Source organism: Gordonia sp. DT30, from assembly GCF_049844915.1.
GTDB lineage: Bacteria > Actinomycetota > Actinomycetes > Mycobacteriales > Mycobacteriaceae > Gordonia.
Genome location: NZ_JBNCLY010000012.1, coordinates 86,432 through 99,482 on the forward strand (window position 1 = coordinate 86,432; position 13,051 = coordinate 99,482).

The window sequence follows — 13,051 nt, forward strand, 5'->3', positions numbered from 1 at the left end:
TTCGAGGTATGCGGGGTCAGGACGCTTTCGACAGTGCCAGCGCGGTGACCTTGGCGGTGATCCACTGGTACTTGGAGGCGACCAGCCGGACCCACAGATCGAGGATCTTCGCGTCGGTGCCGACGAGGATCCGTGCCTTGTTCTTGCGGACACCGTTCAAGATGATGTCGGCGGCGTCCTCGGAGGTCGTCCGCGCCAGGTAGCGGTCGAAGAAGTTGGCGGTGGCGGTTGCGTCGTGATCGCCCGAGACGGTCGCGTTGCGGGCGATCGCGGTCTTGATCCCGCCGGGATGCACACAGGACACCTTGACCGGATGCTTGGCGACGATCATCTCCTGGTTCAGCGACTCGGTGAAACCGCGCACTGCGAACTTGGCGGCATTGTAGGCGGCCTGACCCGGCTCGGACAGCAGACCGAACAGCGACGAGGTGTTGACGATGTGGCCGTCTCCGGAGGCGATGATGTGCGGCAGAAAAGCCTTGGTGCCGTTCACGACTCCCCAGAAGTCGACGTCGAGGACACGCTCGATGTCCTTGAATTCGGTGCGTTCGATCTCGCCGTGGTGGGCGATTCCGGCGTTGTTGAAGATGACGTTGACCTTGCCGTAGTGGGCGACGACGGTCTCGGCGTAGTCGAGGACCGCCTCGCGTTCGGCGACGTTGAGGATCTGGGTGTGTACCGGTGTCCCGATCGCGGTGATCAGCCGTTCGGTCTCGGCCAGGCCTTCGGGATTGACATCGGAGATGGCCAGTTTCGCGCCGAGCCGGGCCAGTTTGACCGCGAGGTCACGGCCCATCCCCGATCCTGCTCCGGTGACGACGACGACCTTGTCGTGAAAGTCCTTCATGTGAGCCTCTTTTCGTGTGTTCGGGTAGGTCAGGCGCCGACGGTGGCCGGGGCGGCCGGGGTGGCCGTGACGGCATCCGCTCCGACGATGTCATATGCAGCGGTGTCGAACTTCTTTGTCTCGCGGCGGAAGTCGAAGGTGAAACCGGGCCACAGGGTGGTGATGTTGCCCTTGGCGTCCTTGTACCAGGACGCGCAGCCGCCGTTGACCCACACGCTGTTGCGCAGTTTGTGCTGGATACCGGAGTTGTATCGGTCCTGGGCCTGGGCGGTCACCTCCACGCGTTGCGCGTTGCGCGCGCGGGCGGTGGCGATGTAGTCGGCCAGGTATTTCAGCTGCGACTCGATCATGTAGACCATCGAGGTGTGGCCCAGTCCGGTCGACGGGCCGATCATCAGCATCATGTTCGGGAATCCGTGCACGAACGAACCCTTGTAGCCCTGCATGCCGGTCTCGCCCCACACCTGCGCGAGACTGCGTCCGCCGACTCCGGCGATGCGGGAGAACACCGGCGAGTCGGTGACGTGGAAGCCGGTGGCCACGACCAGGATGTCGACGTCGTGCGCAGTGCCGTCGGCGGTGACGATCCCGGTCTCGGTGATCCGCTCGATCGGGTCGGTGATCACGTCGACGTTGTCGCGGTCGAGGGCGGGATACCAGGCATTGGAACGCAGGATGCGTTTGCAGCCGATCTGGAAGTGCGGGGTCACCCGGGCGCGCAGCTGCGGGTCGCGGACGCCGCGGAAGATGTTGGCGCGGGCCAGGATCTCGACCGGTTTGAGGGCGGCCGGGGAATAGGTCATCCCGAAGGCGACGAACTCGTTGAAAACGTAGATGCCGGCCCGAGAAGCAGTTTGGACGGCGGGCAGGTGCTTGTACATCCAGTGTTCGGCCCGCGTGTAGGGACGCTCGGTGCGGGGCACGATCCATGGCGCGGTGCGCTGGTAGACGTCGAGGTGACCGGCGATGGCGGCCAGCTCCGGAACGATCTGGATCGCCGACGCGCCGGTGCCGATCACCGCGACCCGTTTGCCGGTGACGTCGACCTCGTCGTTCCAGCGAGCCGAATGCATGATGGTGCCGCCGAAGGAGTCGATACCGTCGATGTCGGGCAGGGTGGGCTCGCAGAGGGGGCCGACGGCGCCGACGAGATGTCTTGCGCGGTAGGTGTTCTCGTCGCCGTCGGTCAGGGTGTCGACGACCCAGCGGGCGGCATCCTCGTCCCACCGCGCCTCGATGACCTCGGTGTCGAAACGCGCCTTGGGCCGCACGTCGTACTCGTCGGCGACCGCGTTGATGTACCGGTGAATCTCGGGCTGGTGCGAATACGATCGTGACCATCGTGGGTTGGGGGCAAAGGAATAGGAGTAGAGGTTCGACGCCACGTCGCAGGCGGCGCCGGGATAGGTGTTGTCGCGCCAGGTGCCACCGAAATCGCGCCCGCGGTCGAGGATGACGTAGTCGTCGACACCGGTGCGCGCGAGCGCGATGGCCGCACCGAGGCCGGAGAAGCCGGCTCCCACGATGGCGATCTCTACATCATGTGTTGTCATGGTGTTCACGATAGAGATCTATTGAACGTTCGTCAATAACTATTGAACGCCGATCAATAGGCTAGGGTGGGCCTGTGACCACGAGTAACTCTGCGGCATCGGCCGCCACCGCATCGGGTCGGCGTACCCGCATGAGTCCGCAGGCGCGACGCGACCAACTGATCGCCCTCGGACTGGCGATGGTCGGGGAGCGGCCGCTGGAGCAGGTGTCGATAGATGCGATCGCGGAGGAGGCCGGGGTTTCGCGGGCCTTGCTGTTCCACTACTTCGACTCCAAGCAGGATTTCCACGTGGCGATCGCACGCGCCCAGGCCGAGGCGATGCTCGAATGCACCGCACCCGAAGAGTCGCTCGGCGATCCGCTGCGCATCCTGACCGCGTCGATGTCGGCATTCGTCGACTTCGTCACCGATAACCGTAGCGCCTACATGGCCCTGATCCGGGGCGCGGCCAGCGCCGATCCGGCCATGCGGGAGGTCTTCGACCACACCCGCTCGGTGATGGCCGGCCGGGTTCTCGATCATGCGCCCGCGCTGGAGATCGAGCCGACACCGGTTGTCGAGATGACGGTGCACGGCTGGATCGCGTTCGTCGAACAGACCACCATCTCGTGGCTCACCGACCCGCTCATCACCCGCGACGAACTGCTGGCCGTCATCAGCTCGGCGCTTCCTGCGCTCGCATCGGCAGTCGGTGCCGTGCTGCCGACCGCACCCTGACCCCACGCGCTGGCGCCGACGCGCCGAACCGCAGTCGCGCAGAGCCGCGGCCCTCGGATGACCGTGGGCCGCGGCTCTGGGCCTGAAAGCGCTTGTCGCTCAGGCGCTCACGTCAGGAGAATGCTCCGTCGACGATCTCCTGCTGCTCGACGGCGTGCACCTTGCTCGAGCCCGACGACGGGGCCGACATCGGACGCCGCGACACGCGACGCAGACCCTTGAGAACATCCGGCAGCAACTCGGGCAGCCACAGACCCAGGAACGGCCACGGACCCTGGTTGGCCGGCTCCTCCTGAACCCACACGAAGTCGTCGGCGTTGCGGTACCGATCGAGCGTGTCACGCAGACGACGATGGGGCACCGGGTAGAGCTGCTCCACACGCACGACCGCGACGTCATCGCGCTCGTCCTTGTCGCGGCGGGCGGCCAGCTCGTAGTAGAGCTTGCCGCTGACCAGCAGCACCCGCTTGACGGCGTCGCGTCCGGCGCCCGCGGTGAACCGGGGGTCGTCGATCACCGAGCGGAACTTGTCCTCGGTGAAATCCTCGACCGGGGAGACGGCGGCCTTGTTGCGCAGCATCGACTTCGGGGTGAAGACGATCAGCGGCCGGCTGATGCCGTCGAGGACGTGGCGGCGCAGCAGATGGAAGTAGCTGGCCGGCGTCGACGGCAGTGCGACCGTCATCGATCCCTCGGCGCACAGCTGCAGGAACCGCTCGATGCGGCCCGAGGTGTGGTCGGGTCCCTGGCCCTCATGGCCGTGGGGAAGCAGCAGCACGACGTCGGACCGCTGGCCCCACTTGGCCTCTCCGGAGCTGATGAACTCGTCGATGATCGACTGTGCGCCGTTGACGAAGTCACCGAACTGCGCCTCCCACAACACCAATGCGTCGGGATTGCCGACCGAGTAGCCGTACTCGAACCCGACGACCGCGAACTCCGAGAGCGGCGAATCGTAGGCCATGAAGCGACCCAGTGAATCCGCACCGTCGCGCGGCGTCAGGTGATTGAGTGGCGTGTACTCCGACCCGTTGTCGCGGTCGATGAGCACCGAGTGACGCTGGGTGAATGTGCCACGGCGCGAATCCTGGCCGGACAGCCGAACGGTACGGCCCTCCCGGACGAGCGAACCGAAAGCCAGCAGTTCGGCGAACGCCCAGTCGATGCCGCCGTTGGTCGACATCTCGTGGCGGCGCTTGAGCACCGGCTTGACGCGTGGATGCGGGGTGAACCCCTCGGGCACGTTGAAGAAGACATCGCCGATCTCGGCGAGCACCGACTTGTCGACCGCGGTCACCAGTTTCTGCGGCAACGGCTGATCGGCCTCGACGGACTCACTGGGCTCCGGCCGGAACTTCTCGAGCTCCTTGACCTCGTTGAACACCCGCTCCAATTGGCCCTGGTAGTCGCGCAGCGCGTCCTCGGCCTCCTTGGTGGAGATGTCACCGCGGCCGATCAGGGCCTCGGTGTAGGACTTGCGAACGCCGCGCTTGGTGTCGATGACGTCGTACATCGCCGGCTGGGTCATCGAGGGGTCGTCGCCCTCGTTGTGACCGCGACGGCGGAAGCAGACGAGGTCGATCACCACGTCCTTGTGATAGGCCTCGCGGTAATCCACGGACAGTTTCGCGGCCCAGACGCAGGCCTCCGGATCGTCACCGTTGACGTGGAAGATCGGCGCACCGATCATCTTGGCCACGTCGGTGCAGTATTCGGAGGAGCGGGAGTGCTCGGGCGCGGTGGTGAAACCGACCTGGTTGTTGACCACGATGTGCACGGTGCCGCCGGTGCGGTAGCCGGGCAGCATCGCCAGGTTCAACGTCTCCGGGACCACGCCCTGACCCGCGAACGCGGCGTCGCCGTGCAGCATCAGCGGCAGGATCGAGAACTCGTCGTCCTCGTCGAGTTGATCCTGCTTGGCGCGGACCAGACCCTCGAGCACCGGGTCGACGGCCTCGAGATGGCTCGGGTTGGCGGTCAGCGAGACATTGATCTCGTTGTCCCCGAACATCTGGTAGTACTTGCCCTCGGCGCCGAGATGGTATTTGACGTCGCCCGAGCCGTGCGCCTGCGACGGGTTCAGGTTGCCCTCGAACTCGGTGAAGATCTTCGAATAGGGCTTGCCGACGATGTTGGCGAGCACGTTGAGGCGCCCGCGGTGCGGCATTCCGATGACGACCTCGTTCAGGCCGAATTCAGCGCCCTGATCGATCACCGCATCCATCATCGGGATGACCGCCTCGGCACCCTCGAGCGAGAAGCGCTTCTGCCCAACGTATTTGGTCTGTAGGAACGTCTCGAAGGCCTCGGCGGCATTGAGTTTGGACAGGATGTACTTCTGCTCGGCCACCGGCGGCTTGACGTGCTTGATCTCCACCCGTTCCTGGAGCCAACGCTGCTGCTCGGGCTCGAGGATGTGGGTGTACTCGACGCCGACATGCCGGCAGTACGCGTCGCGCAGAATCGAGAGCACGTCGCGCAGCTTCATCTTCTGCTGGCCGTGGAAGCCGCCGACGTTGAAGGTCCGATCGAGATCCCAGAGCGTCAGCCCATAGGTCAGGATGTCGAGATCGGGATGGCTGGTGCGCGCATCACTGTCCATCATGAGCGGATCGATGTCGGCCATCAGATGTCCGCGGTTGCGGTACGCGGCGATCAGCTCGAGCACGCGGGCGTTCTTGTCCACCAGGCCTGCGGGGATGTCGCGACGCCAGCGAATCGGCTCATACGGCACGTGGAAGGCGGTGAAGATCTCGTCGTAGAACGCGTCGTCGAGCAGTAGCTGGTGGATACGGCGCAGGAAGTCACCGGACTCGGCGCCCTGGATGACGCGGTGGTCGTAGGTGGAGGTGAGTGTCATCAGTTTGCCGACGCCGAGTTCGGCGATCTGCTCATCGCTGGCGCCCTGGAACTCCGCGGGGTATTCCATCGCCCCGGCGCCGATGATGGCGCCCTGGCCCTTCATCAGGCGCGGCACCGAGTGCACGGTACCGATGGTTCCGGGGTTGGTGAGCGAAACCGTCACGCCCGCAAAGTCTTCGGCTCCGAGCTTGCCGTCGCGGGCCCGACGGACGATGTCCTGGTATGCGGTGTAGAACTCCGCGAATCCCATCGTGTCGGTCTTCTTGATCGCGGCGACGACAAGAGTGCGGCTGCCGTCCTTGCCGACGAGATCGATGGCCAGGCCGAGATTGGTGTGCGCGGGGGTGACGACGTTCGGCTTGCCGTCGACCTCGGCGAAATGCCGGTTCATATTCGGGAACGACTTGATCGCCTGCACGATCGCGTACCCGAGGATATGGGTGAAACTGATCTTGCCACCGCGGGTGCGGGCCAGGTGATTGTTGATGACGATGCGGTTGTCGATCATCAGTTTCGCCGGCACGGCGCGAACGCTCGTGGCGGTCGGGATCTGCAGCGACGCCGCCATGTTCTTGGCGATCGCGGCGGCCGGTCCACGCAGGACCTTGGTCTCGTCCTCGGCGGCACCGGCCGAGGTCTTCTCGGCCGGTGCGCGGTCCTTCTGCGATTGTGCGGAACCGTCGCGGCTGGCGACACTGCGTCCGGAGGCGGCCTTGGTCGCCGGGGCCTCGCGAGCGGGTGTCTTGCGCACACTCGCGGTACGGGGCTGCGGGCCCTGGTCGAGGGTCACGCCGCGCTTGGGTCGCGGCGCGGCATCGGCGGGGGCGGACCCGTCGGCGGAGGTGGGGCGGGCCGGTGCGGATCGGTCGGCAGCCGGGGTAGGGGCGGGTGGGGCAGAGGCGGATGGGGATCCGGCGGATGTGGAGTGGGCGCTCACCCCGTTCGACGACCGGCCCGCGCCGTCGGGCTTGTAGTTCTTCAGAAGATCGTGCCAACTCGGATCCACCGAGTTCGGGTCCTTCTGATATTGCTGGTACATCTCCTCGACCAGCCATTCGTTCTGTCCGAAATCGGTCTCGGATGTCGAACTGCTCACAGCGGTTTCTCGCCTCAATTCCCTATGGTGTCGGGTCGCCAACTCACAACGGTGTTCTCTTGTGAAGATCGTCGTGAACCACCTGCCGATGGTACGCGCTCACCACGCTGTGAGCCCGACCAGTCCCGGCCGTCTCCGACGGCGGATCGGATGCCGCGAGCCGGGTCGCCAGGCGTGCAGGACGGGCGTGCACGACAGGCGAACGAAGCTCAGCGGATCAGTTCGTCGGCAGGTTCGATACCGTCGGCATCCGGGTCGACACCGGCATCCCAGAACACGCGGTACCTCCCGCCCAACGAGAGAAGGGACTCGTGTGTTCCCAGCTCGACGATCGTGCCGTCGTCCACCACCGCGATCGCATCGGCGCGCGCGGCGGTTGCCAGCCGGTGCGCCACGATGACCGAGGTACGGCGGCGGGTGACGGCGTCGCCGGCCGCGAGGACCATCGCCTCGGTCTGCTGATCGAGGGTGGCGGTCGCCTCGTCGAGCAGCAGCAGGTCCGGCTCGACGAGTTCGGCACGGGCCAGGGCGATCAGTTGCCGCTGGCCCGACGAGAGTCCGGCACCGCGCTCGCCGATCGGGTGCAACATGCCGCCGGGTAGTCCGGCGATCATCGGCACCGCACCGACCGCGGCCGCCGCGGCGGCGATCTGCGAGCGATCGGCTCCTGGTCGACCGTAGCCGATGTTGTCGGCCACGGTGCCGGTGAACAGGTGGGGTTCCTGGGGCACGATCCCGAGGTGGCGCCGGTAACCGCGCAGCGTGAACTCGCGAATGTCGGTGCCGTCCATACGCACCACGCCGGCGGTCGGATCATAGAAGCGCGCAAGAAGTTTCACGATCGTCGACTTGCCCGCGCCGGTCCGGCCGACCAGCGCCAGCGACGTCCCCGGAGGAATTCGGAGGTCGATTCCGGCGAGTGCGTCGACGGCCGCGTCCGCGTAGCGGAACGAGACATCGTCGAGGCATGCGTCCCCGGTGAAGCGCGTGTCGCCGGGGTCGACGGCGTCACGGCGTTCGGCAACGGTGGTCGGGGTGCGCAGCAGATCGGCGATGCGCCGCAGGCCGACCACCGCCTGCTGGTAACCGTCGAAGACCTGCGAGAGTTGCTGCACCGGTCCGAACAGCAGCGACAGATACAGGATGAACGCCACCAGGGTGCCGGCCGACAACGTGCCCGTCGTGATCTGGTGCGCGCCGACGGCGATGGCCGTTGCCGTGGCCAGGTCGCTCATCAGCGTGATGAACGGGAAGTAGACCGAGATCGCGCGCTGTGAGGTCATCCGCGCCGACACCCACGTCTTCGTCAGACCGGTGAATCGGCGGGTGGCCGGAGCGGTGTTGCGGTAGGTCCGGGTCGTCTTGATGCCGGCGATGTTCTCCTGGAAGTCGGCGTTGACCGCGCTGACGAGCTCCCGGGATCGCGTATAGGCGCGCGCGGCGATCCGGCGGAACACCAGGGTCGCCACGATCAGCACCGGGAGTGCCGGCAGGATCAGGGCACCCAGTTCGACGTCGGTCAACAGCATGGCGACGGTGACGCCGACGAGGGTCAGCGCTGCGACGATGGCCGTGGACAGGCCCGTTTGCAGGAATGTCGAGAGCGCATCGACGTCGGTCGTCATGCGCGTCATGATCCGCCCGGACAGTTCCCGTTCGTAGTAGTCCAGACCGAGCCGTTGCAGGTGGGCATAACTGCGCACCCGCAGGCCGAACAGGACCCGCTCGCCGCCGCGGGTGGAATAGAGCGTCATCGCCGCGGCCGCGACCCAGCCGAGGGCGACGGTGCCCACACCGACGCCGGTCGCGATGAGCAGGGTCCGTTGATCGGTGTGGGTGGCCGCGTCGATGACCGTGCGCGCCAGTGACGGGAAGACCAGACCGGTGAGCGTGTCCACGCCGATTGCCACGATCGCGATGGCCAGGAGCCAGCGCACCGGGGCCAGGATCGACCAGAGCGAGAAATGGGGATTCTGTGTCCGCATGGCTTCGACATCGACCCGTGGCGACTCATCGGCTGCGGGCAGCTCGTCGACCGCCGCGAGCAGCGCGGGAGTGGCGGGCATGGAGCCGAGGGCGCCGGCCATGCCGCCGCCGCGGCCACCGCCTCGTCCGCCAGCTGGTGACGGTTGTGGTGTCGACGACGAAATATGTTCTGGCGCAGGTGTTTCGGTTGGCCATAGTGCATCGAGCGAGAACGATCCGGCCGGTGCGGTGTCGGCGGCTGCCGCATCGGCGGTGGCCGGGATCGGTGACATGAGTGCACGGAAACGTGGGCTGCGGGCATCGAGTTCGGCGACGGTGCCGATGTCGAGGATGTGGCCGTCGTCGAGGACGGCGACCCGGTCGGCGAGCATCAGCGTGGACCGTCGGTGTGCGAGCACGAGCATCGTCGGCCGGTGCGCGCCGCCCGCGCGCAGACGACGCAGGATGCGTGATTCGGTGGACGCGTCGAGGGCCGAGGTGGCGTCGTCGAGCACCAGCAGCCGTGGGTCGGCATAAAGTGCCCGCGCCAGTGCGATCCGCTGCCGCTGACCGCCGGACAGCGTCAGGCCGCGTTCGCCGACGATGGTGTCGAAGCCGTCGGGAAGTGCGGTGATGAAGTCGATGGCATCGGCGGCTTGGGCTGCGGCGAGCAGGCGCGGTTCGACCGGCCCGTGGCCCCGGGGACCGGACCGGTCGGGGCGGTCGCCGAGGGTGATGTTGACGGCGATGGTGTCGGAGTACAGGAACGGCTCGTCGAAGACGACCCCGACGGCACCGTGTAACGAGTCGCCGGACAGCTCCGAGATCGGATGGTGGGTCTGCGCGTCGGGGCCGGAGAGCAGATCGATCGTGCCGCGGTCCGGGCGCCGGTGGCGGCTGACCAGGTCGGCCAGTGTGGACTTGCCCGAACCCGGGGGCCCCACCACCGCGACGCATTCACCGGGGGCGATCCGCAGGTCGATGTCGTCGAGGACCATTCGGTCATCGTGGCCGAAGACGACGCCGGAGAGCTCGAGTCCGAGCGGGCCGTCGGGCAGCGTGGCGGTGTTGGCGTCGTCTGGATCGGTGGGCGCGTCGACGACGTCGTACACCCGCTCCACCGCGGCCCGTGCCAGCTGGCCACTCACGACGAGATTGGTCAGGAGCCGCGCGAGAGCGGTCATGGAGGTGACATAGGTGGCGAAGGCAAGGAAGGTGCCCGCGGTGATCGACCCGGACAGTGTCAGGTAGCCGCCGGCGGCGATCACCGCGACCATCCCGAGCTGCGGGATCGCGGACATGGTCGGGGTGAAGCGCGCGTTGATCTTCCCGGCGCGCAAGCGCTTGGCGTACAGGTCACGACCGAGGCCGACCAGTTCGTCGATGGCTCGCGTCTCCTGACCGAAGCCCTTGACGACACGGACTCCGGTGACCGTCTCCTCGACGTGCTGGGCGATGTCGGCGGCGGCCTGCTGGGCTGACCACGTCGCCGCGAAGAGTCGGCGCCGCGTGGTGAGGACGACCACGGCGACCAGCGGCAGGATGGCCACCGCGATGAGGGTGAGTAGCGGTGACAGGTAGCACATGATGCCCAGGGCGATGACGACCTGAACAGCGGCCCCCACCGAGAGTGGTGCCATCGCGAGCAGGCCCTGCACGATCTGCAGATCGGAGATGGAGCGGGACACCACCTGTCCGGTCCGGATGTCGGCCTGGGTGGCCCCATCGAGATGGAGCAGAGTGCCCAAGAGCTTGAGCCGCAACGTGTTCTGCACGTCGATCGACAATTTGCCCGCGGTCAGGCGGCGACCGAACTGGCAGAGGTAACGCAGTAATGCCAGACCGATCATCAGGGTCACGATGGTCGGGATGGTCCACGTACCGGCGACGCCGGTGGCGGTGTCGAGTGCGGCGCGGGCCAACAGTGGCGCGACCAGGTCGACGGCGACGGCCACCAGGGTGACCGTGACGGTGATGATCACCAGGCGGCGGTGACGCAGGCATTCACCGCCCAGCCGGCGCAGCCATCCGGGGCGTTCGCCGGGCCCCCGGCGGCGGTCGGCGGCGTCGTGGGCGTGGTCGTCGGTGATCGATGGTTCGGTCCGGGCCCGCTGGGTCGACGCCGTCACGACTGACCCGGGGGCAACCCGGGGTCGGTGACGACGACGCCGTCGATCGTCGCGTGCGCAGGCGGCGGACCGAAGGCGACGCGGGCGTTGGCGATCACGCGCTTGCCCAGGACTCGGTTACCTGCGCCCCCGATGACCGCGCCGATGCCCGCGGGCAGGAGGCGGCCCACGACCACGGGCGCCCGTTTGAGCGCATATTTCTTGACGGTCCGATTGACCAGTGTCTTGTTGAGATTCGCGAATGTCCCACTCGGCGCGGACGCGATTCCGAGCCGGCGGAGCGCACCACCCCGGGCGCCGACCACACCACTCAGCCGGGCCAGGCCTTCTTCGCCGAGTGCAACGGTGAGGACCAGGGTCTTGCGGCGTTCGGTGTCGTGAATCGAGATTCCGTGAACTTCGGCGATGGCCAGGGCCAGCAACGCCGACGCCTCCAGGAACAGGGCGGTCTCGCCGGTCACCGCTCCGAGGGCGGTGACCGTCCCCACGCCGGGAACCGCCGCGGTGGCACCCACCGCGCTGCCCGAGCCGGTGACCGTATGCAGGTAGCGTTTCTCGAGGCGACCGATGAGCTGCGCTGGTGAGTCGTCGGGGTGCTTGCGCTGCAGGCCGCGAACGTATCTCGCGACCGCGGGCGCCTGTAGGCGCTGGGCTTTGTCGAGCATGTTCCCCGCGAACTCGACCGACCGGCCCGAGGGATTCTTGACAGCTTTCGCGTTCATGACGCCGGCACCCAATGATCGGCGGGGACCGCCTCGGCGGGCCGCGGCGGGCCGGGCGGGGTGCCGTCCCCGAAGGGCCGGCCACCGAGTTCCGCGCGGTGATGCGGGGTCAGCCAGTTCGCCAGATCGGGTCCCTTGGGGACGATCCCGGTGGGATTGATGTCGCGGTGGACGATGTAGTAGTGCTGCTTGATCTGGGTGAAATCGGTGGTGTCACCGAAGCCCGGGGTCTGGAAGAGGTCACGGGCGTAGGCCCACAGAACCGGCATCTCGGCGAGCTTGGAGCGGTTGCACTTGAAGTGGCCGTGATAGACCGGGTCGAAGCGGGCGAGCGTGGTGAACAGGCGCACGTCGGCCTCGGTGATCGTGTCGCCGACGAGGTAGCGGCGCGTGGCCAGCCGCTCGGAGAGTTCGTCGAGTTTGGTGAAGAGACGATCGTAGGCTTTGTCGTACGCGCCCTGATCACCCGCGAATCCGCAGCGGTACACCCCGTTGTTGACCTCGGTGTAGACGCCTCTGTTGACGGCGTCGATCTCCTCTCGCAGGTGCTCGGGATACAGCTGCGGTGCGCCGTCGCGGTGGTACTGCGTCCATTCGAGTTCGAAGTCGACGGTGATCTGCGGGAAGTCGTTGGTGACGACCTCGCCGGTGGGGATGTCGACGACCGCAGGAACCGTGATGCCCTTGGGGTAACCCGGAAACCGCTTCTCGTAGGCGTCCTTGAGTCGCGGGATGCCCAAAACCGGATCGACGCCACCCGGGTCGAGGTCGAAGGTCCACGAGTCGGCGTCGTGGGTGGGGCCGCACAGACCCAGCGAGATGGCGTCCTCGAGGCCGAGGAGCCGTCGCACGATCAGCGTGCGGTTGGCCCAGGGGCAAGCGCGGGCGGCGACGAGACGGTAGCGGCCGGGTTCGACGGGGTAGCCGTCGCGGCCGTCGCGGGTGATGCGTGTCTCGATATAGGCGGTGTCGCGGACGAACTCCTGACCGCCGGTCACGTAGGAAGCCTGCGTGCCCGCTGAGTTGGTGCCGGAGTCGGCCGGAGTGGTGTCGGTGCCCATGGGCTTCACATTAATGAGCATCACCGACATTGGCATCGATCACTCCATCGCGTATATTCCACGTGGAGTATTTGGGTCGATGTGGGGCATCGGAGGT

Annotated in this window: 7 protein-coding genes; 1 reads left to right on the plus strand and 6 read right to left on the minus strand. The window is 66.9% G+C overall.

All coding sequences use genetic code 11. The annotated features are described in order from the left end of the window. Positions 1 to 16 precede the first annotated feature (16 nt). Both ACLQ3C_RS13160 and ACLQ3C_RS13165 read right to left on the minus strand, forming a co-directional pair. Positions 17 to 847 (minus strand): SDR family NAD(P)-dependent oxidoreductase, encoded by an 831-nt coding sequence (locus ACLQ3C_RS13160; RefSeq protein ID WP_425705514.1) that lies wholly within the window; start codon positions 845 to 847, stop codon positions 17 to 19. A 29-nt stretch (positions 848 to 876) separates the two neighbouring features. Continuing rightward, on the minus strand, positions 877 to 2,400 hold the full coding sequence (locus ACLQ3C_RS13165; RefSeq protein ID WP_425705515.1) for a flavin-containing monooxygenase: 1,524 nt from the start codon (positions 2,398 to 2,400) through the stop codon (positions 877 to 879). Between the two features lie 131 nt (positions 2,401 to 2,531). On the opposite strand from ACLQ3C_RS13165, the gene ACLQ3C_RS13170 reads away from it, so the two are divergent. Then, on the plus strand, positions 2,532 to 3,119 hold the full coding sequence (locus ACLQ3C_RS13170) for a TetR/AcrR family transcriptional regulator (RefSeq protein ID WP_425705565.1): 588 nt from the start codon (positions 2,532 to 2,534) through the stop codon (positions 3,117 to 3,119). 112 nt (positions 3,120 to 3,231) lie between these two features. On the opposite strand, the gene ACLQ3C_RS13175 is transcribed toward ACLQ3C_RS13170, so the two are convergent. The 4 genes from ACLQ3C_RS13175 to ACLQ3C_RS13190 form a co-directional block, all read right to left on the minus strand. Continuing rightward, positions 3,232 to 7,020, minus strand: a complete 3,789-nt coding sequence (locus tag ACLQ3C_RS13175) for a multifunctional oxoglutarate decarboxylase/oxoglutarate dehydrogenase thiamine pyrophosphate-binding subunit/dihydrolipoyllysine-residue succinyltransferase subunit (RefSeq protein ID WP_425705566.1) — start codon at positions 7,018 to 7,020, stop codon at positions 3,232 to 3,234. 266 nt (positions 7,021 to 7,286) lie between these two features. Further along, the gene (locus ACLQ3C_RS13180) at positions 7,287 to 11,171 is read right to left on the minus strand and encodes an ABC transporter ATP-binding protein (RefSeq protein ID WP_425705516.1); all 3,885 of its coding nucleotides are present in this window, start codon (positions 11,169 to 11,171) and stop codon (positions 7,287 to 7,289) included. Then, positions 11,168 to 11,893, minus strand: coding sequence for a hypothetical protein (locus tag ACLQ3C_RS13185; protein ID WP_425705517.1), 726 nt, complete (start codon positions 11,891 to 11,893; stop codon positions 11,168 to 11,170). The genes ACLQ3C_RS13180 and ACLQ3C_RS13185 overlap by 4 nt, the downstream gene beginning before the upstream one ends. Then, a complete protein-coding gene (locus ACLQ3C_RS13190; protein WP_425705518.1) occupies positions 11,890 to 12,954 on the minus strand; it encodes a glutathione S-transferase family protein in 1,065 nt (354 codons plus the stop codon). Before ACLQ3C_RS13190 ends, ACLQ3C_RS13185 begins: the two co-directional genes overlap by 4 nt. Positions 12,955 to 13,051 lie beyond the last annotated feature (97 nt).